General features: G+C 39.0%; 19 protein-coding genes. All 19 read left to right on the forward strand.

The features are described from left to right. Positions 1-36: 36 nt before the first annotated feature. The 19 genes from bshC (at position 37) to ACKVEV_RS21575 (ending at position 19911) form a co-directional block, all read left to right on the forward strand. Complete coding sequence (gene bshC / locus ACKVEV_RS21485) at positions 37-1653, forward strand: bacillithiol biosynthesis cysteine-adding enzyme BshC (protein WP_409368247.1); 1617 nt, start codon at positions 37-39, stop codon at positions 1651-1653. Between the two features lie 253 nt (positions 1654-1906). Beyond that, on the forward strand, positions 1907-2338 hold the full coding sequence (mraZ, locus tag ACKVEV_RS21490) for a division/cell wall cluster transcriptional repressor MraZ (protein WP_402925071.1): 432 nt from the start codon (positions 1907-1909) through the stop codon (positions 2336-2338). A 61-nt stretch (positions 2339-2399) separates the two neighbouring features. Continuing rightward, positions 2400-3350, forward strand: a complete 951-nt coding sequence (gene rsmH, locus ACKVEV_RS21495; RefSeq protein WP_409368248.1) for a 16S rRNA (cytosine(1402)-N(4))-methyltransferase RsmH — start codon at positions 2400-2402, stop codon at positions 3348-3350. Continuing rightward, positions 3351-3719 (forward strand): cell division protein FtsL, encoded by a 369-nt coding sequence (ftsL, locus tag ACKVEV_RS21500; protein WP_409368249.1) that lies wholly within the window; start codon positions 3351-3353, stop codon positions 3717-3719. Further along, positions 3716-5929 carry a penicillin-binding protein gene (locus ACKVEV_RS21505; protein WP_409368250.1) on the forward strand — a complete coding sequence of 738 codons (2214 nt, stop codon included), beginning with the start codon at positions 3716-3718 and terminating at the stop codon, positions 5927-5929. Before ftsL ends, ACKVEV_RS21505 begins: the two co-directional genes overlap by 4 nt. Positions 5930-5987: 58 nt before the next feature. Next, positions 5988-7904 carry a stage V sporulation protein D gene (locus ACKVEV_RS21510; protein ID WP_409368251.1) on the forward strand — a complete coding sequence of 639 codons (1917 nt, stop codon included), beginning with the start codon at positions 5988-5990 and terminating at the stop codon, positions 7902-7904. 125 nt (positions 7905-8029) lie between these two features. Then, the gene (gene mraY / locus ACKVEV_RS21515) at positions 8030-9004 is read left to right on the forward strand and encodes a phospho-N-acetylmuramoyl-pentapeptide-transferase (RefSeq protein ID WP_409368252.1); all 975 of its coding nucleotides are present in this window, start codon (positions 8030-8032) and stop codon (positions 9002-9004) included. Then, the gene (murD, locus tag ACKVEV_RS21520; RefSeq protein WP_409368253.1) at positions 9001-10350 is read left to right on the forward strand and encodes a UDP-N-acetylmuramoyl-L-alanine--D-glutamate ligase; all 1350 of its coding nucleotides are present in this window, start codon (positions 9001-9003) and stop codon (positions 10348-10350) included. The genes mraY and murD overlap by 4 nt, the downstream gene beginning before the upstream one ends. Before the next feature lie 40 nt (positions 10351-10390). Next, the gene (gene ftsW / locus ACKVEV_RS21525) at positions 10391-11470 is read left to right on the forward strand and encodes a putative lipid II flippase FtsW (protein ID WP_409368254.1); all 1080 of its coding nucleotides are present in this window, start codon (positions 10391-10393) and stop codon (positions 11468-11470) included. Between the two features lie 22 nt (positions 11471-11492). Then, a complete protein-coding gene (locus ACKVEV_RS21530) occupies positions 11493-12326 on the forward strand; it encodes a cell division protein FtsQ/DivIB (RefSeq protein ID WP_409368255.1) in 834 nt (277 codons plus the stop codon). Next, positions 12304-13032 (forward strand): DUF881 domain-containing protein, encoded by a 729-nt coding sequence (locus tag ACKVEV_RS21535; protein ID WP_409368256.1) that lies wholly within the window; start codon positions 12304-12306, stop codon positions 13030-13032. Before ACKVEV_RS21530 ends, ACKVEV_RS21535 begins: the two co-directional genes overlap by 23 nt. Before the next feature lie 119 nt (positions 13033-13151). Next, positions 13152-13871 (forward strand): DUF881 domain-containing protein, encoded by a 720-nt coding sequence (locus ACKVEV_RS21540; RefSeq protein ID WP_409368257.1) that lies wholly within the window; start codon positions 13152-13154, stop codon positions 13869-13871. 3 nt (positions 13872-13874) lie between these two features. Continuing rightward, complete coding sequence (locus tag ACKVEV_RS21545) at positions 13875-14246, forward strand: small basic family protein (RefSeq protein ID WP_173477852.1); 372 nt, start codon at positions 13875-13877, stop codon at positions 14244-14246. A gap of 94 nt (positions 14247-14340) precedes the next feature. Continuing rightward, positions 14341-15624, forward strand: a complete 1284-nt coding sequence (gene ftsA / locus ACKVEV_RS21550) for a cell division protein FtsA (RefSeq protein ID WP_409368258.1) — start codon at positions 14341-14343, stop codon at positions 15622-15624. A gap of 53 nt (positions 15625-15677) precedes the next feature. Further along, positions 15678-16835 carry a cell division protein FtsZ gene (gene ftsZ, locus ACKVEV_RS21555; RefSeq protein ID WP_409368259.1) on the forward strand — a complete coding sequence of 386 codons (1158 nt, stop codon included), beginning with the start codon at positions 15678-15680 and terminating at the stop codon, positions 16833-16835. A gap of 208 nt (positions 16836-17043) precedes the next feature. Beyond that, positions 17044-17883, forward strand: a complete 840-nt coding sequence (locus ACKVEV_RS21560) for a sigma-E processing peptidase SpoIIGA (protein WP_409368260.1) — start codon at positions 17044-17046, stop codon at positions 17881-17883. Positions 17884-17896: 13 nt separating this feature from the next. After that, entirely contained in the window at positions 17897-18604 is a 708-nt protein-coding gene (gene sigE, locus ACKVEV_RS21565) for an RNA polymerase sporulation sigma factor SigE (RefSeq protein ID WP_024362133.1), read from the forward strand. Between the two features lie 114 nt (positions 18605-18718). Continuing rightward, positions 18719-19492: an RNA polymerase sporulation sigma factor SigG gene (gene sigG, locus ACKVEV_RS21570; RefSeq protein ID WP_409368261.1), complete on the forward strand. Its 774-nt coding sequence runs from the start codon at positions 18719-18721 to the stop codon at positions 19490-19492. Positions 19493-19674: 182 nt separating this feature from the next. Continuing rightward, entirely contained in the window at positions 19675-19911 is a 237-nt protein-coding gene (locus ACKVEV_RS21575) for a YlmC/YmxH family sporulation protein (protein ID WP_173477847.1), read from the forward strand. Positions 19912-20054: the final 143 nt, after the last annotated feature.

The following is a 20054-nucleotide window of genomic DNA, read 5'->3' on the forward strand; positions in this document are numbered from 1 at the left end:
ATACGATGATTTAGTGAGTAGAGGAGTTTGTGTTAAATGAAACTGGAGTCAATCCAAGTACCCGTGAAAAATCGTGTGCTAGCAGATTATTGGTCGCCAAATACTGCCATTCATGAGTTTTTTGAGTATGAATATAATGATAAGTCGTTTGCGATGCGCGCACAATATTTGGAGCAACGAGCGAGTGATCAAAAAGAGTTAACAGCAATAATTCGTCAGTTTATGGAGCCACTTGGCTTATCTGAGAAAGCGAATGAGCATTTACAACAACTAGAGCAAGGTGCTTTTGCAGTTGTTGGTGGGCAACAAGCGGGAGTGTTAACTGGCCCTCTTTACTCAGTTCATAAAGCAATTTCGGTTTTAGCAATAGCGAAAGAGCAAAGTGAAAAGCTACAAAAACCAGTTGTACCAATCTTTTGGATAGCTGGAGAAGATCATGACATAGAAGAAATTAACCATACATTTACAATGCGCGATATGGATATAAAAAAACGCGCGTATGGAGAGCGTTCGAGAAGAAAAACAATGGCTTCGACAACAAGCTTAAACAAAGAATCTATGACCCAGCTAATCAATACCATCATTAAGGATTTTGGGGAAACAGCGCACACTGAAAGGTTGTTCAATCAACTATTAGACGCTTTAAATAAAAGTGAGACATTTACTGATTTCTTTGCGCGACTAATGAACGAGTTGTTTAAAAAAGAAGGGTTGCTAATGATTGATGCGGCAGATATGAATTTCCGTCAATACGAACGCAACCATTTTGTGCAGCTTATTGAACATAATGAAGAAATTGCTAGACTCGTAACAGAGAAGGAAGCGGCATTGGAAAATGCGGGCTACGGCAAGCCGATTTTAGCAACGGACGATGCAGCTAATCTGTTTTATGTAAAAGATGGGGAACGTCTATTATTAGAAAGACGCAATGACCAATTTGTTAATCTAGCAGCCAACATTAAATTTTCGCGTGAAGAGCTTTTAACCATTGCAGAAAAGCATCCTGAGTATTTGAGCAATAATGTTGTCACACGTCCGCTGATGCAGGAAATGACGATTCCGGTGTTAGCATTTGTCGGTGGACCAGGGGAGCTTGCTTATTGGGCGACGTTGAAAGATGCCTTTTCTGAGTTAGGTTTACAAATGCCTATTTTTGCACCACGTCTCAATATTACGATTATTACACGCCATGTAGAACAGCTTTTACGTGAATACCATTTAACGGTTGAGGATGTGTGGGACGGCAAAGCCATGGCTTTAAAAGAGCAATTTATTGCTGGCGTTCAGGATGATGAGGCAAAGTGTCAAATTCTAGAGATGCAACAATTACTATTAGAAAAATACGCTGCACTAGAGCAGTATTTTGCTGAGCAGCACATGGCACTCGATAAAATAGTTGAAAAAAATAAAGAAAATCATGTGAGGCAGTTTGAATATTTACAACAAAAAGTAGAGCAGACAGTCCTTAGTAAACATGAAACAACGATTCGTAAATTTATGACGCTGCAAAATGAGCTATATCCAAATGACGGGTTCCAAGAACGTTCTTATAATCCATACCAATATATAAATGAATTTGGACCTACATTTATTGATGAAATGCTAAAGAAAACATACACTATTGGAAATCACCACTATTTTCTATATTTGTAATTATTGAAAATGAATCTTTGGGACTACGAAAGTGTATATTTTAACGTATAATTGAAGAAATTTGTCGGTTAAACGGGAAAATGGAGAGCTATCCTACTATGGGTAGTTCTTTTTTTATGCCCTTTAGCACAAATCAAAAATTTATCTAAAGGTCTAAACACACATATAAGATGAAAATGTCAAGTTTTTTTTAAAAAAAGTGGAGGAAAGTGGGGCGATGTGGTACATTATTTAATAAAGTGGGGTGACTAGCATGTTCATGGGAGAATATCAACACTCTGTTGACGCAAAAGGACGATTAATCGTGCCCGCAAAATTTCGTGAAGCATTAGGGGAAACCTTTGTTGTAACACGCGGACTTGATAATTGTTTATTTGGCTATCCTATGGATGAGTGGCGAAAACTCGAAGAAAAATTAAAAGATTTACCGATGACTAAGAAAGATACTCGCGCTTTTGCAAGGTTTTTCTTTTCAGGTGCGACGGAAGTAGAAATAGACAAGCAAGGTCGTATTAATATTCCTTCCACTTTAGTGCAACACGCACATTTAATAAAAGAATGTGTTGTGCTAGGTGTCTCGAATCGAATTGAAATATGGGCAAAAGATGCTTGGGAAAGTTATTTCGCGGAGTCTGAACAATCTTTTAATGAAATTGCAGAAAATATGATTGGCTTTGATTTTTAACTTTTGAATTAGGCGTGCTAACGTCAGCAAAAATAGTTAAGGCCTGAGGGGAGCGATTGGTATGTTCGATCATACAACCGTGTTATTAAAAGAAACTGTTGATGGGTTGAACATCGATCCTGATGGTGTATATGTGGACTGTACGCTAGGTGGAGCAGGACACAGTGAATATTTAGTACAACAATTATCAGATAAAGGTCGTCTAATTTGTTTCGATCAAGATACGACCGCTATAGAAAATGCGAAAATTCGCCTAGCGCCTTATTTAGAGCGTGTGACATTTGTGCATTCGAATTTCCGCTATTTAAAAGAAGAGCTACTAGCACTTGGACTCCAAGAGGTAGATGGCATTTTATATGATTTAGGCGTTTCTTCTCCACAATTAGATACGCCAGAACGTGGTTTTAGTTATCACCACGATGCACCACTCGATATGCGTATGGACCAGACGGCAGCGCTTACTGCGTACCATGTTGTAAATGAATGGGCCTACGAAGATTTAGTCCGTATTTTTTTCCGTTACGGGGAAGAAAAATTTTCTAAGCAAGTTGCTCGTAAAATCGAAGAGGCTCGTAAAACGGCACCGATTGAAACAACAGGACAGCTTGTGGAACTAATTAAAGAGGGTATTCCAGCAGCGGCTCGCCGTAAAGGTGGACATCCTGCAAAGCGCATATTCCAAGCCATTCGAATTGCTGTGAATGATGAGCTTGGCGCGGCAGAGGAGTCATTAGTCGATGCGATCGATATGATTAACATAGGTGGACGTATTAGTGTTATTACGTTCCATTCATTGGAAGACCGACTATGTAAAACCATTTTTAAGGAAGCGTCATCTTTACCTGAATTACCACCGAATTTACCGGTTATTCCAGATGACATGAAGCCGACTTTAAAGCTTATATCTAGAAAGCCAATTCTACCGTCAGAGGAAGAATTAGCAGTAAACAATCGTGCTCGTTCAGCAAAGCTTAGAGTGGTGGAGAAAATTAACGACAAAGGGCGTGAGTAAATGGCAGCAGTTCGTGTAAGGCAGCACCAACATCAACATGTGCAACAACCAATAACACCACCTAGTCCACAACCCACTATCATACGTCGTAAAAAAACGAACCAGAAGTTTGAAAAGACGATGCTACTAGCATTAGTAGGCGTTATTGCTGTATTGGCTGTTTTAGTATTAAACAATCAAGCAGCAATTCAAACGACAAGCATAGACATTCAAAAAATTGAAGCAGAAGCAGATGAGATTGCGAAACAGAATGTTGACTTGACAGTTCGTGTAAGTGAACTTTCTACATACGAAAATATATGGAAAAAAGCAAAAGAACTCGGTTTAACTCAAAATGAGAAAAATGTAAAGGTAGTGCCGGGAGAATGAAAAAAAAGAGATTTCGATTCCAATGGGGAGCCTTTCTATTACTAGTTTTTTATGGAGGGCTCTTTTTTCTATTATTCGCAAGAATGGTGACGTTGCAGGCGACTGGTGAAGTAGAAGGACAAGCGCTCGCTGCAAAGGCAGCAGCTAAATATAACAAAGAAAGTGCAATTACAGCAAACCGAGGAAAAATCTATGATCGAAATGGTCAAGTCATTGCAGAGGATACACTTAGTTATCGCTTAATAGCTGTAGTGAGCGATAAGGCTACAACCGATAAAAAGAACCCACATCACGTTGTAGATCCTGAAAAAACAGCGGAAATTTTAGCGCAGTATATACCGGCGTTGGATAAAGAAGATATTTATAAGCGTTTAACGAAGTTGCGCGCTGATGGGACATTGCCGTACCAAGTAGAGTTTGGTGCGGCAGGTAGGGGCATTAACCATGAAACGATGAGCAAAATTAAAGATTTGAAATTACCGGGTATTTTATTTGTTAGCGATTTAAAACGCTATTATCCTAATGGTGTTTTTGCCTCTCATTTAATTGGCTTTGCTTTGAAGGAAGACAATAAGGATGGCACTGTCACAACGAAAGGGAAAATGGGATTAGAACTGACGTATGACAAAGAGTTAACAGGTGAAAACGGCAAGGTGAAATATCAAACCGATGCCTTTAGTTACTTATTACCAAATAGCGAGAAAATGGTTACACCCGCTAAAGATGGCGATGATATTTATCTAACGATTGATAAAACGATTCAAAGTTTCGTAGAGGATGCCATGACCCAAGTCGAGCAGGAGTATAGCCCTGAGTCGATGACGGTCGTTGTCGCTGAACCGAAAACAGGAAAAATTTTAGCGATGTCTCAGCGTCCAACTTTCAATCCGGATACACGAGAAAGTACTAACATGAAATGGCTTAATGCCGTAACAGAGGAAACGATTGAACCGGGGTCAACGATGAAGACGTTCACCCTTGCCTCTGCGATTGATACTAATAAATGGGATCCGAATAAGTATTATATGTCTGGTCAATACACAGTGCATGACCGTACCATTCGAGATCATAATAAAGTCGGCTGGGGCGTAATTTCGTATTTAGAAGGTTTCCAACGCTCGTCAAATACAGCGATGGCCAATTTATTAGTAGATATTGGTGATGATGTATTTCTCGATTATCTAGATAAATTTGGCTTTGGCAAAAAAACAGGCATTGATTTACCGAATGAAGCAACGGGTACGATTTTATCGAAGTATCCAATTCAACGCGTAACAACGACGTATGGGCAAGGTTCAACAGTCACACCGATACAGCTTGTACAAGCGATGACGGCTATTGCAAATGACGGGAAAATGATGCAGCCGTACGTTATTGATAAGATTGTAGATTCCTCAACTGGAAAGGTTATTCAACAGCATGAGCCTGTTGCCAAGGGCAATCCTGTATCGGCGGATACAGCAAAGCAAGTACGTGAAATTCTTGCTTCTACATTAACGTCAAAATATGGGACAGCGAAAGACTTTGTGCTGGATGAATATCAAGTAGCGGGGAAAACAGGTACTGCCCAAATACCGAAGCAAAATGGTGGCTACTTAAGCAATGAATATTTATATTCATTCCTTGGAATGGCACCATATGATGATCCGCAGCTTATTATTTATGTTTCAGTTGAAAGACCAAAACTTAATGGTGAACTAGGCTCAGTGCCTGTATCCAAAATATTTAAACCAGTCATGCTAAATAGTTTAAAACATTTAAATGTTAATCCAGATGATGTCAAACATGTGGCTCAGACAGCGATACAAGATTATACTGGCCAAAATGCAGAGGCGATTCAAGTAGAGTTAGCCAATGATGGATTACAACCGGTTGTTGTAGGCTCTGGTGGAAAAATAGTAGAACAATATCCGAAAAGTGGAGAGACGCTTGTCAAAGGTAGTTTTGTCTTTTTGAAAACAGAAGGTGATATCGCACTGCCTGACTTTACAAATTGGTCATTGCGTAATCTATTAGTTTTCAAATCTATGTCAAGTTTACAAATTGAAGTTGCAGGAGAGGGCTTTGCGGTCAGTCAAAGTGTATCGGCAGGCACGATCATTACAGATTCTGCACCGATTGTAGTGAAATTAAAAACACCTGCTGAGAGCTTTGTACAAGACGTCGAAACGCCGTCTGAAGGAGACATTGAACACGTAGAGGATGAATAGTGATTGAATAGAAGTCCACTTTATTTCATACGTTGTAAAAAACAAGGTGTGATGTCGAATGAAGTGGATTTCTATCCATTCCAAAAAGCGTTTACGTATTTTATATGTATTGTTTATGTGTGTAGCAGTTGCAATTGTCATTCGGTTATTTGTTTTGCAAGTATTTGATCAAAAAGAATTGACGCAAAAAGCAGAAGAGAACTGGGATCGTGAAATTCCGTTTGCCAATGAACGAGGCCACATTACGGATCGGGATGGCAATAGCATTGTGACGAATAAGCTGGCGCCTACGTTATATTTTATGCCTTCACAAAGTAAGGATATCGAAGGAGCCGCTAATAAAATTGCCCAAGTACTTGAAGTGGATAAACAAAAATTGCTGGAAAAGATGCAGAAAAAAGCGTACTTAGTAAAGCTAGCGCCAGAAGGGAAAAATATTTCCTATGAGAAGGCTGTTGAGTTGCAAGGGATGCAAATTGAAGGATTGTATAGTGGTGTAGATTACTCGAGGGATTATCCTTATGGTACGCTACTATCTCGCTTTTTAGGTTTTACAGGTTATGATGCGCAAGGTTTAGCAGGTATCGAATATGAATATGACAAACTATTGAGCGCTAATTCCTCCGCTATACGACTATTTACAGATGCCAAAGGAAATAACTTACCTAATGTCGCGAGTGCTTGGAAAGCAGGCGAAGATGGAGCAACAATCGAGCTAACGATTGATGTAGATGTTCAGCAAGTTGTTGAGCGTGAGCTTTCACAGGCGATGGAGCGCTACGAAGCAGACCAAGCAATGGCAGTTGCAATGAATCCGAATACAGGAGAAATACTAGCTTTAGCATCCTATCCAACCTTTCATCCAGCTGAATATCAATTAGTGGAGCCGGCGATTTATAATCGGAATTTACCGGTCTGGATGACGTATGAGCCTGGTTCAACATTTAAAATTATTACGCTTAGTGCAGCATTAGAGGAGAACTTGGTAGATTTAAATAACGATACGTTTTACGATCAAGGCTTTACAATGGTTGCAGGTGCTCGCTTGCGCTGTTGGAAACGTGAAGGGCATGGCCATGAAACGTTTTTAGAAGTCGTACAAAATTCTTGTAACCCAGGGTTTATTGAATTAGGTCAACGCTTAGGCGGTGATAGATTATTAAAGTATATTAAAGACTTTGGCTTTGGTGAAAAAACGGGCTCCAATATTGCCGGTGAAGCTTCGGGCATTTTATTTTCTAAAGATGCATTTGGTCCTGTAGAGCAAGCGACAACCTCATTCGGTCAAGGTGTAGCCGTCACGCCGATTCAACAAGTGCAGGCAGTAGCTGCTGCTGTTAATGGGGGCAAGCTTTATACGCCATATGTTGTGAAAAAGATTTTTAATCCGGACACTGGTGAGACAATTAAGGAAACGGAACCTGTTATGAAAAGGCAAGTGATTCGTGAGGAAACGTCTGTCAAAGTACGTGAAGCGTTAGAGTCGGTTGTAGCGAAGGGCTCAGGTCGACAAGCTTATCGAGATGGTCTGCGTATTGGCGGTAAAACAGGTACGGCACAAAAAGTTGAAAATGGACGCTATAAAGATGGCGAATATATCGTATCATTTATCGGTTTTGCACCAGCAGACAATCCGCAAATCGTCGTTTATGTAGCAGTGGATAATCCGAAGAAAACAACGCAATTCGGTGGTGTTGTAGCAGCGCCAATTGTTGGTCAAATTATTGAAGATGCAGCACCCTTTGTCGGCATTGAAAAATCGAAGGCACAGCTTGAAAAAGATTACCGTTGGGGAGACCCCATTACTGAGAAAGTTCCAAACTTTGTAGGGCAAACGAAGGATGATATTGCCAAGCAACATTATCCATTCCGCATTCAATGGCATGGAGAAGGAACTAAAATTGGTAGTCAATTACCTGAAGTGGATAGTGTTATCAAACAAGATGGCACCATACATTTATATTTAGTGAACTAATGTAACTTTACCTTTAAAAAAAGGGAAAGAACCACTATTATTATGAAGGGTAGTAATAAATATATGAGAGTTTGTACTTTTTTCGAGAAGAAGAAAGTGAAACAAGATTTAAAGGAGATTTTTCAATGAAACTCGCAACAACGCTTACCATTATAGCTATTGCTTTTATAGTAACAGTTATCTTGGCACCAATTAGTATTCCGCTTCTTCGTCGATTGAAGTTTGGGCAAAGTATTCGTGAAGAAGGACCAAAATCACATATGAAAAAAGCAGGCACACCGACAATGGGAGGTATTATCTTTTTACTTGCCATTATTCTTACAACGGTCGTGATCGGTAGCTTTTTAGATTTATTCACCACACAAACCGTGGTCCTTTTACTTGTATTAGCCGGTTTCGGATTAATTGGCTTTTTAGATGACGGCTTAAAGGTCATTTTTAAACGCAATTTAGGGTTAACATCCATCCAAAAGCTAATAGGGCAAATAGTCATTGCAATAATTGCATACTTCCTATTGCACTTCAGTTCATTTGATACAACGTTAGCGATTCCTTTTACAGATTGGACAATTGACATTGGTGTCTTTTATGTCGCCTTTTTAGTTTTCTGGTTAGTTGGTTTTTCTAATGCTGTCAACTTAACGGATGGTCTTGATGGTCTTGTGGCAGGGACTGCATCGATTGCTTTCGCGGCATTTGGTGTTATTGCACTATTCCAAGATCAAGCGGATATTGCACTATTTACATTTGCTGTGACAGGTGCATTATTAGGATTTTTACTATTCAATGCAAATCCTGCCAAAGTATTTATGGGAGATACAGGTTCACTCGCGCTTGGTGGCGCTCTTGCCATGGTATCGGTTTTAGTAAAAGAAGAGTTTTTACTTGTGTTAGTTGGATTAGTGTTTGTTGTTGAAACACTATCTGTTATTTTACAGGTGGGTAGCTTTAAAATTCGTAAAAAACGAATTTTCAAAATGAGTCCTATCCATCATCATTTTGAACTTTCAGGTTGGTCAGAATGGAAAGTTGTCCTTGTCTTCTGGTCAACTGCTTTAGCAGTAGCATTGATTGCAGTCTTATCGGAGGCGTTCTTATGAGAGAATATACAGATTTACAACATAAAAAAGTCCTTGTTTTAGGTTTAGCTAAAAGTGGCGTGGCAGCAGCGGAAATTTTACATGAGCTTGGTGCCTTTGTAACAGTTAACGATTCAAAGCCGTTCGATGAAAGTCCGGATGCGCAAGGTCTATTGCAAAAAGGTATTACCGTTATTTGTGGCCGTCACCCAGAGGATTTACTGGATGAAGGATTTGAACTTGTTGTCAAAAACCCTGGTATCCCATATAGCAATAAAATTGTAGCGGATGCAATTAGTCGAGAAATTCCTGTATGGACTGAAATAGAGCTCGCATATTTAATTAGCGATGCACCATTTATCGGTATTACAGGTTCGAATGGTAAAACGACAACGACAACATTGATATTCGAGATGTTGGAAAATGGTGCGAAAAAACCGTTAATCGCAGGAAATATCGGTACTGTAGCATGTGGAGTGGCAAGAGAAGCGCAGGCAGATAATGTAATCGTTACAGAGCTTTCTTCGTTCCAACTGATGGGTATTCAAACGTTCAAACCAAAAATTTCAATTTTAACAAATCTGTATGATGCCCACCTTGATTATCATGGCACGTTTGATAATTACGCTGAGGCAAAATTTGGGGTAACACGCAATCAAGATGAACAGGATTATTTCATTTACAATGCTGATCAGCCGATTGTAGTAGGCTATGCAGCAAAATCAAAAGCGCAAAAAGTACCGTTTTCTTCAAAAGGCCGTACTGAACAAGGAATTAGCGCAGATGAGACAACAATCTATTGGCAAGGTGAACCGTTTATGGAGCGTGCAAATATTGCACTGCCTGGTAAACACAATCTAGAAAATATTTTAGCAGCTGTTGCAGCTTGTCTATTGATGGGCTGTGACAAAGCTAAAATGGAAGAGGTTCTAGCGAAATTTGGAGGCGTCCGTCACCGTACCCAATTTGTCCGTGAGTGGAATGGACGCAAAATATACAATGACTCTAAAGCAACGAATTGCTTAGCAACGAAAAGTGCGCTAGACGCATTCCAAGCACCTGTTATTTTGCTTGCCGGTGGTTTAGACCGCGGACATTCCTTTGAAGAGCTACGAGCTTGTATGGGGCATGTAAAGGGCGTTGTGGCGTTCGGTGAAACAGGCTTACGTTTTGTTGAGTTTGCCAAGTCATGTGGTGTTTCACAAACTGTGATAGCGCAAAACGTAGAAGATGCTGTTCATTATGCAGCACCGATGTCTGCAGAAGGGGATGTTATTTTACTATCACCTGCTTGTGCAAGTTGGGATCAATATGACAGCTTTGAAATTCGCGGTGACGTATTTATTGATGCTGTAATGAAGCTGTAATGAGCCTGTAACTATTTTAGAATATACTTGACGTGGAAGGATGGCATTACTGAGAGGGAAAGAAAGCTACTTATTGCTCGTCACAACTTTGATGCTATCAATAATCGGCATTATTTTCGTCTATTCTGCAGGTACCTATTGGAGTGCTGTTCATTATAGTGGAAAAATGCCGTTTTATATGAAGCAAAGTATGTATTTTGTGGTAGGCATTATCGTGTTTCTCATTACCATTCGATTAAACATTTTGAAAGAGCAATCTTTTTGGAAAATGGCCTATCTTTTTTCGTTAGGATTACTCGTCCTTGTGTTAATACCAGGGATTGGTCTTGAACGAAATGGATCTCAAAGTTGGATCGGTGTAGGGCCGCTAACGATACAACCTGCGGAGCTAACGAAAATTACGGTTCTTGTGTACATCAGTCATATTTTGGCGCAGCATAAAACGGGAACGCCAGTCGTTAATTGGCGACATGCCGTTATTGTCGTCATACCCGTTATATTAATTATGCTTCAGCCCGATTTTGGCTCCGTTTTTATACTTGTGGTTTCTGTTTTTTTACTACTATTCGTAGCAGGTTATCCGCTTAAGCTTTATGCAATGATCATGGTTGCGGGCGTTGCTGGATTAGTAGGATTAATTGCAACAGCACCGTATCGACTTAAGCGAATTGAAGCGTTTCTTGATCCGTGGGCAGACCCCCTAGTCAGTGGGTTTCAGGCAGTACAATCGTTAATGGCTATAGGTCCAGCAGGGATTTTTGGACATGGCTTTGGTCAAAGTAGACAAAAGTTTTTATATTTACCAGAACCGCAAAATGATTTTATTTATGCGATTATCTTAGAAGAAATCGGTCTAGTAGGTGGACTCGTTATTTTAGCACTGTTTGTACTGACAATATACGCTGGTTATAAATTTGCGGTACAGGCGAAATCACGAACATCCTATTATGCGATTATTGGACTTGTGACAATGCTAACTGTACAGGCGTTTTTAAACATAGCTGTCGTTATCGGTTTAGTTCCTGTAACCGGTGTCACATTACCTTTTATTAGCTATGGTGGAACATCTTTAGTCACAATGTGGCTAATAATAGGTATTATTTATCAATTAGCGAAATAAATATAAAGGAGGAGTACTTTTTATGGAGAAAGTAATTGATATAGAAGATCGCATCCCTACGCTAAAACAGCGACGAAAAAAGCGTACAAATCGCAAATTCATTGTCCTAATATTACTTTTCTTTTTAGTGCTAGCTGTACTCCTTTATTTTCAATCTCCTTACAGTGATATTAAAAGCATTACGGTGAATGGTGCTCAACTAGCTGACGAGCAATATTATTTGGAGGCTAGTACACTTGCACCAGGAAAGTCGATGTGGGGTTTTACGGTAAAAGATGTAGAACAGGCATTACGAAAAGACAAATGGGTGCAAGAGGCTCATGTCAAGCGTAAATGGCTGCGCGGCGTCACGATTGATATTAAGGAATGGAAAAAGGTTGCGTATTTAGCCGGTGACGGAACTTACTACCCATTGTTGGAAAATGGAAAAAAGTTTGAACAGGCTGGAGACAATATCCCAATTGATGCACCTGTTTTTATTGGCATTACAGGGGAAAAAACAATTAACAAGCTTGTAGAGCAATTAGCCCGTTTGAAACCGGAAGTTTTAGCTTTAATTTCACAAATCAACACGAACAGTAATGAGGCCAATCCAAATGCGGTCAAGCTCTATATGAATGATGGCTACGAAGTACGTGCAGTCATTCCAACATTGGCAGAGAAGCTAAATTACTATCCTTCAATTGTTGCACAAATTGCAGATTTAGAAAAGGGTGTTATCGACTTAGAAGTTGGTTCCTACTACCGTCCATTTAATGAAGAGTACAATAAAGTCAGCATTGATATGGTGGACAACCCTGACGAAAAAGCAGTCAATCAGGAAGTGAATGAAGATGAACAACAAGAAACGGAATAGCAAAGGGAATTTCTTCACGAGGAAACAATTTGAGCTGCTCATCGTTTGTATAACAACCGGGTTTATCATCGGCTATTCTTACAACCAAGCAAGGGACAATCGACAAACAAGTTCTGTTAATTCAGAGCTATTTGAACAAGAAGATACGTATCGTGAAGAGTTAATTGAGCAGCAAGAGCGCAACAAAGAACTGACAGAAGAAGCGAACAAGCTACAAGAAAAGATACGGCATTACGAAAGAGATTTCGCATCGAATGAAAAAGAGTCTCAGCAATTAGTTCAAGAAGCAGAAGACTTAAGATTATTATTAGGTGATTTAAATTCGGAAGGAAAGGGTATACGTATTACGCTGCAAGATGGCGATTACGACCCTAAGGCAGTAAACCCTAATGATTATATCGTCCATGAAAGTCATGTGTTTAAGTTATTAAATGAATTAAAAATTTCAGGAGCACAGGCAATTGCCATCAATGGGCAACGGGTCTTGGCCAATTCGTATATAAGATGCAATGGCCCTGTTATTACAATTGACGGCAAGCAACACCCTGCCCCCTTTATTATCGAGGCGATAGGGGATTCTGCGACACTTCGCGCTTCATTAAATTTAAGTGGTGGTGTAGTAGATCAGTTGTTAAATGACAATATCGTTGTGTCATTAGAAGAAAATCAAAAGTTAATGATGCCAAATGTCAAAGTAGAAAGCTAACGGCATGGATAAACAAGGGTAAAAGTGTCCTGAGGATCTCTAACACTTGTTTAACTGCAAATCATAAATGAAATGATTTTAAGGAGTAATTGTTTGCGATACGTCTAGGAGGGGCTATTTTGAAACAAAATATGTACACCCGAATAACGATCGTGCTATTTATTATCGGTTTGATGATAGCGGTACAATACAATACCATTCAAAAACCAGCTGAGCGAGATACACGAGATATTTGGGCCATACGAGAGGAATTAGCAGAAGAAAAGCAAAGGCATTCCACATTATTAGCAGATATTCGCTCACTTAATGAGGTAGTGGGTCGCTATGAGCAATCTGAAAAAAATAATTTACAAGTTGTTTTAAATGACACAGTAGAGCAATTGAAGCAACAAGCTGGTTTGACGGACATAACAGGTCCAGGGGTTATTCTCAGAGTGGAGCCAGCACCAGAATTAGTAGCAATGGGCTATGAGATGAAGGAGATTTCTCCGGATTTACTTACCCAACTACTGAATGAATTATTTAAATATGGTGCAGCTAGTGTGGCCATTGATGGCAATCGTATTGTTCAAACTTCAGCCATCAGAGACATAAATGGAAGAACAACGGTGAATAGTGTAGCACTTTCTTCGCCACCTTTTGAGATTTATGTTGGGACAAGCACTTATAAAGCGGCACAAAAAATGTACAATTCTATTCAAGCTTCAACATTTATCGATTCATTTTATTTAGATAATTTTAAATTAGTGATAGAGGAGCCGACTGCCCAGTTAACCATACCGGCATTCGATCAGCCATTGACGAATGATTATTTAACAGAGGTCAAAAAAGGAGATTAATTTATGTGGCTACCATTTCTAGGTTTGGTGTTTGGACTAGCACTTGGCTTGTTAACAAATATCCAAATTCCCTCTATCTATGAAAATTATTTGTCAATAGCAGTTTTGGCGGCATTAGATACATTATTTGGGGGCATACGTGCTCAATTACAGCAAGTATATGACGATAAAGTATTTGTATCAGGTTTCTTTTTTAATATAGTTCTTGCGGCGGGTTTGGCTTTTATAGGTGTGAATTTAGGTGTAGACTTGTATTTAGCGGCCATTTTCGCTTTTGGAGTACGTTTATTCCAAAACATAGCAATTATTAGGCGTATTTTACTAACGAGGTTAGATGAGAAACGTCACAATAAGAAAAAAACTTCCATAGAATGAGAGAAAAATTGACCAAAATACTCGATTTGCTTAGACATTATGCAAGATTTACAATAGAATGAAATTAAGAGCATTTTCAAGGAGGTGCAGCGAATTGAATCAGCAGGAATTGTATATATCACTCGATATAGGATCTTCCTCTATCAAAGTATTAATAGGTGAAATGAGCGACGGTCAATTACACGTAATTGGGGTCGGGAATGTAAAATCGAATGGGGTTCGAAAAGGTGCAATTGTTGATATTGATGCAACAGTTCAATCTATTCGAAAAGCAGTAGAACAAGCGGAACGAATGACAGGTTATCAAATCGAGGAAGTCGTTTTAGGCGTTCCAGCTAACCAAACGATGTTACAACTAGTTAAAGGTGTTGTCGCTGTAAATAGTGAAAATAGAGAAATTACAGATGATGATTTAGACAGAGTGGTAGAATCTGCACAAGTCATGTCAATACCTCCTGAACGTGAATTAGTCAACATCATTCCAAAACAGTTTATAGTAGATAATCTAGATGAAATTAAAGATCCAAGAGGTATGATTGGTATTCGTCTCGAAATGGATGCGACAATGATTACAACCTCTAAAACGTTGTTACACAATGTACTTCGTTGCGTTGAAAAAGCTGGATTAAGCATTCGAGAGATTTATTTACAACCACTGGCGGCTGGCTTTTTTGCATTAACGGAAGATGAAAAAAACCAAGGAACTGCCTTTATTGAATTAGGTGGTGGTTCTACAACAATCGCAGTTTTTGAAGAAGGGCTACTGACACATACTGGTGTCATTCCAGTAGGTGGCGATCATATTACAAAAGACATTTCAATTGTTTTGAAAACACCGACTGATCAAGCGGAGCAAATTAAACACCAATTTGGACATGCCTTTTACGATGATGCATCAGATGATGAACTCTTTGAAGTACCGGTTGTCGGTACAGATTCTAGAGATCAGTACAGCCAACGCTATATTTCTGAAATTATTGGTGCACGTTTAGAAGAATTATTTGAACTAGTAATTGATGAGTTAGCACGTCTAGGCGTTCGAGATTTGCCAGGTGGCGTTGTTTTAACAGGTGGTGTTGCAAAGCTAGAAGGTATTGCTCAATTGGCACGCCAAATATTGCAAACGCGTGTTAGAATATATACTCCAGATTATATTGGCGTTAGAGAGCCTTCATTTACGACGGCAGTTGGACTGATTCGTTACGCCTATCTAGAAGATGATTTTTATGGAAAAGGTACGAATACGCAGCCTATTGAGTATGCAGTTGTCGGTGCTCAAGCACCTGCATCTAAAAAGCAAGAATATGCTACACCTTCAGAATCAAAAGGAAGCGTAATCGGTAGAGCAAAAAAATTATTTGATAAATTTTTTGATTAACTTGAATGCGTAATGAATGATAAAGAGTCGAGTTACCGTGGGAGGAAAATAGAATGTTAGAATTTGATACAAGTGTTGATCAACTTGCAGTTATAAAAGTCATTGGTGTTGGTGGTGGCGGTAACAACGCTGTAAACCGAATGATAGAACATGGTGTACAAGGTGTTGATTTTATTGCAGTAAACACAGATGCACAGGCTTTAAATTTATCAAAAGCTGAAATTAAGCTACAGATTGGTACAAAACTTACGCGTGGTTTAGGAGCAGGGGCTAATCCAGAAGTAGGGAAAAAAGCGGCTGAAGAAAGTCGTGAACAATTAGAAGAAGTATTACGCGGTGCGGATATGGTATTCGTAACAGCTGGTATGGGCGGTGGCACAGGTACTGGTGCTGCACCAGTTATCGCACAAATCGCACGTGATTTAGGCTCGCTTACAGTAGGTGTTGTCACACGACCATTTACTTTCGAAGGACGTAAACGTCAAACACAAGCAATCGGCGGTATTGGCGGTATGAAAGAAGCCGTAGATACATTGATCGTCATTCCTAACGACAAACTATTACAAATTGTCGATAAATCGACGCCGATGTTAGAAGCTTTCCGTGAAGCGGATAACGTATTACGTCAAGGTGTCCAAGGTATTTCGGATTTAATCGCAACACCAGGTCTTATTAACTTAGACTTTGCTGACGTTAAAACAATTATGTCTAACAAAGGTTCTGCATTAATGGGTATTGGTATTGCAACAGGTGAAAATCGTGCTGCAGAGGCTGCTAAAAAGGCCATTTCAAGTCCATTACTTGAATCTTCAATCGATGGCGCTAAAGGTGTCCTGATGAATATTACAGGCGGTTCTAACCTTAGCTTATTTGAAGTACAAGAAGCAGCAGATATCGTAGCATCAGCTTCAGATGAAGAAGTGAATATGATCTTCGGTTCTGTCATTAACGAAAATCTAAAAGATGAAATTATTGTAACGGTAATTGCTACTGGTTTCACAGAAGAGGCTTTACAACAAGGCCGAGGCAATGTGCGCCCGAGCATTAATAATAACCGACAAGCTGCTCCACAACAACAAGCACCAATTCGTGAGCAACGTCAAGAAGTACATGTACAACAAGAACAACCGCGTCAAAATCAACAAAATTATGCACAAGATGATATGCTTGAAGTACCTGCATTTTTACGTAACCGTAAAAATCGTGGATAATCAAAACTCGTATTTTACTATGTAAAATACGAGTTTTTTTTTCTTTAAAAGTGCCAGGCACACAAACAATTCTGAATTGTTTGTGTGCCTGGCACTTTTTGTGTAAGGAAAGGATGTTTTTTGTCAAAACATTTTAAGGAAATGATGCGATTGTTTGACAATATTTGTAGCGCTGGCGTGCTAACTTTGTAAGTAGGAGGCGGCTGTTATGTATGGAGAATGGCTGGTGCTCATTAATACGCTTTATAATCTAGCGATACTGACGTTTACAGCAAAAGTTACAGGCGTTTTTGTAAAGAATACGAGATTATTAATGAGTTCAATTATTAGTAGTTTTATAGCTGTCATAGGTGGTCAAACGCTGTTGACAATCGTGCTAAGTTTTATTGTACTAATTGGTCTAGCTTTTCGCTTTAAACTTCGAAGCTTTCAAAAGCAAGGTCCTATCGTATTAACTGCAACGATTGTTATTGGCGGACTGTTAACAGCATTACAACCGTATTTAAAGAATCTATCTGTCATGCATTTTATTGTACTTTGCTTATTGCTGGCATTTGCTAACCTTATTCTTTTTTACAAGCAATGGGGTTTTGTAAAACTGGAGCGTGTAAGTGGACAATTTGTTTTTCAAACGACTTTAAAGATTTTTGATAAAGTCATCCCACTTTCGGCGTTTGTCGATACAGGCAATCAATGTATCGAGCCGTTATCTGGAAAGCCCGTCCATTTCGTTTCGTATACAGCGCTACGACCTTATTTACCAACAGCAATTTGTGAATCGTTATTGCAATGGCAAGAAACAGATCCTTACGATGTATCGATGTTTTCAGTAGATTATCAGCGTCTTATACGATTTATTCATGTCAATACTGTGCAACAACAAGCGGTTGTATTAGGCTTTCGTTTTGAGGAATTGCATATCAAAGGAGAGTCTTCACTATCACAAGTAAAAACAAATGAATACATCGTCTTAACAAAAAAAGCTAAAAATTTTCCACATAGCACAGCAGCGATTTTACATTTTTCAGCGCTTTCAAATAACTCATAGAGGGGGAGAACTATTGCTTCTTAGGCTACTTGCTAGCTTGAAAAAATTATGGGGTAAGTTTCGGAGTCGTGAAACGTACTATATAGGGGGAAATGATTCATTGCCAGTGCCACTAAGTCGAGAAGAAGAAGTCACAGTCATTGCATCCTTTATGAACGGAGATTTACGAGCTAGAGATACACTTATTGAACGTAATTTACGTCTTGTTGTTTATATTGCTAGACGTTTTGATAATACGGGTACGCCGATTGAAGATTTAATTAGTATTGGTTCGATTGGCTTAATAAAGGCGATTGAAACGTTCAATACCGATAAAAATATTAAACTTGCCACGTATGCATCACGTTGTATTGAAAATGAAATTTTGATGCATTTACGTAAAACAAGTCGCATGAAGGGTGAAGTTTCACTAGATGAACCACTAAATTCAGATGCAGACGGAAATGAATTACTATTGTCTGATATTTTAGGGACAGAGGAACATATTATTTTAGATAATGTTGAAAAGAAAATTGAACGTCAGCATATGTTCCATGCCATTAATTTATTAGGCGCTCGTGAAAGATATATTATGGAATGTCGTTTCGGTTTAAACGGTAAAATTGAAATGACCCAAAAAGAAGTAGCAGATCACTTAGGTATTTCGCAATCCTATATTTCGAGGCTAGAAAAGAAAATTATTCAAGATTTGCGTGAAAATTTGAATCAACCAATATCGTAGAGAGGGAAATTTATCCTACCTAAAATTGGTCGCATTATTTCTGCATATTCTCGATTCTCTCGGACAAACTGATGTAACGGTTTAGTCAGAGAATAACATCCGGAGGAATCGATTATGCGAACAAAAGTAGATCTTTGCGGCTTAGATACATCGACTTTGCCAATTTTAAAGCACGAAGAAATGAAGGAACTCTTCATTCGTTTACAAGCAGGAGAAACCGAGATTCGGGAAGAGCTTGTCATGTGTAATTTAAGGTTAGTGCTAAGTATTGTCGGACGCTTTGCCTATAGGGGTGAACAGGCAGATGATTTATTTCAGGTAGGCTGTATCGGCCTCATGAAAGCCATTGATCATTTCGATTTAAAGCATAATGTACGATTTTCAACATATGCTGTACCAATGATCATTGGTGAAATTCGTCGCCATCTGCGTGATCATCATGCATTACGTGTTTCTCGTTCTCTTAGAGATATTGCGTATAAGGCGATGCAGGCAAAAGAGCAATGGATAACCGAAAATTTGCGAGAACCAACGATTGAAGAAATTGCTGAAATGATTGACATGAAAAAAGAAGATGTATTATTCGCTTTAGATGCCATTCAAGACCCAGTTTCATTACAGGAACCTATTTATGCTGATGGCGGAGACGCTGTTTATATGATGGACCAATTACGTGATGATGATGTATCAGAAGATCAATGGGTTGCTTACGTATCTGTTAAAGAAAGCTTGCAAAAATTAGATGTACGTCAGCAGATGATTGTAGCGAAGCGTTTTTATTATGGTGAGACACAAACTGAAATTGCAAAAGAATTAGGGATTTCTCAAGCGCAAATTTCACGTTTAGAAAAAAATGCCATTGAAACGATGCAAAAAGATTATAAGTAAGTAGACAATGCGCACCCGAAACTTCGGTGCGCATTTTATCTTCATTGTTTTCGTGAAAATGTGAAGATAAAGCTGTGGTAGCGCTCATAGAATTGAAATGAAAGCAAGACAGCAATGAATCAATAAGCATTGTCATTGTATTAGAAAACACAATGGTAATTGATTTAGTAGGAGGGATACAGATGCGATTTTCTATGTTACAGCAAAAAGAAGTGATAGAAGCAGGAAATGGACGGTTTTTAGGCTTTGTTGTAGATGCAGAGGTATCAAAAGAAACAGGCTATGTTACAGCGTTTATGATTGCAGAGCCACGTAAGTATCTAGGGTTTTTTAGAGGAGAAGAGTCTATTAGAAAAGTCTATATGAAAGATGTTTTAGTCGTTGGCAAGGATGTTATTTTAGTGAAGGCATTATCATAGAATCATAGCCTTTATTTTGTAAGCCTGTAGCCCCTCATTTCATGTAAACTATATAGAGGGACTAGTATTAATAGGTCAGGCTATTCATTGATAAATGAAGAGTTGCTTGTTACAATAAAGGAAACTAAGTTGTAAAGTTGGGA

Origin of the sequence: Lysinibacillus sp. 38-6 (assembly GCF_046245175.1) — a bacterium.
In the GTDB taxonomy this organism is placed as follows: Bacteria; Bacillota; Bacilli; order Bacillales_A; family Planococcaceae; genus Lysinibacillus.

Excerpts from the sequence above, each read along its gene's own strand:
- bshC (WP_409368247.1), top strand. The coding sequence starts at position 37 with ATGAAACTGGAGTCAATCCAAGTACCCGTGAAAAATCGTGTGCTAGCA.
- mraZ (WP_402925071.1), top strand. The coding sequence starts at position 1,907 with ATGTTCATGGGAGAATATCAACACTCTGTTGACGCAAAAGGACGATTA.
- rsmH (WP_409368248.1), top strand. The coding sequence starts at position 2,400 with ATGTTCGATCATACAACCGTGTTATTAAAAGAAACTGTTGATGGGTTG.
- ftsL (WP_409368249.1), top strand. The coding sequence starts at position 3,351 with ATGGCAGCAGTTCGTGTAAGGCAGCACCAACATCAACATGTGCAACAA.
- ACKVEV_RS21505 (WP_409368250.1), top strand. The coding sequence starts at position 3,716 with ATGAAAAAAAAGAGATTTCGATTCCAATGGGGAGCCTTTCTATTACTA.
- ACKVEV_RS21510 (WP_409368251.1), top strand. The coding sequence starts at position 5,988 with ATGAAGTGGATTTCTATCCATTCCAAAAAGCGTTTACGTATTTTATAT.
- mraY (WP_409368252.1), top strand. The coding sequence starts at position 8,030 with ATGAAACTCGCAACAACGCTTACCATTATAGCTATTGCTTTTATAGTA.
- murD (WP_409368253.1), top strand. The coding sequence starts at position 9,001 with ATGAGAGAATATACAGATTTACAACATAAAAAAGTCCTTGTTTTAGGT.
- ftsW (WP_409368254.1), top strand. The coding sequence starts at position 10,391 with ATGGCATTACTGAGAGGGAAAGAAAGCTACTTATTGCTCGTCACAACT.
- ACKVEV_RS21530 (WP_409368255.1), top strand. The coding sequence starts at position 11,493 with ATGGAGAAAGTAATTGATATAGAAGATCGCATCCCTACGCTAAAACAG.
- ACKVEV_RS21535 (WP_409368256.1), top strand. The coding sequence starts at position 12,304 with ATGAACAACAAGAAACGGAATAGCAAAGGGAATTTCTTCACGAGGAAA.
- ACKVEV_RS21545 (WP_173477852.1), top strand. The coding sequence starts at position 13,875 with ATGTGGCTACCATTTCTAGGTTTGGTGTTTGGACTAGCACTTGGCTTG.
- ftsZ (WP_409368259.1), top strand. The coding sequence starts at position 15,678 with ATGTTAGAATTTGATACAAGTGTTGATCAACTTGCAGTTATAAAAGTC.
- ACKVEV_RS21560 (WP_409368260.1), top strand. The coding sequence starts at position 17,044 with ATGTATGGAGAATGGCTGGTGCTCATTAATACGCTTTATAATCTAGCG.
- sigG (WP_409368261.1), top strand. The coding sequence starts at position 18,719 with ATGCGAACAAAAGTAGATCTTTGCGGCTTAGATACATCGACTTTGCCA.
- ACKVEV_RS21575 (WP_173477847.1), top strand. The coding sequence starts at position 19,675 with ATGCGATTTTCTATGTTACAGCAAAAAGAAGTGATAGAAGCAGGAAAT.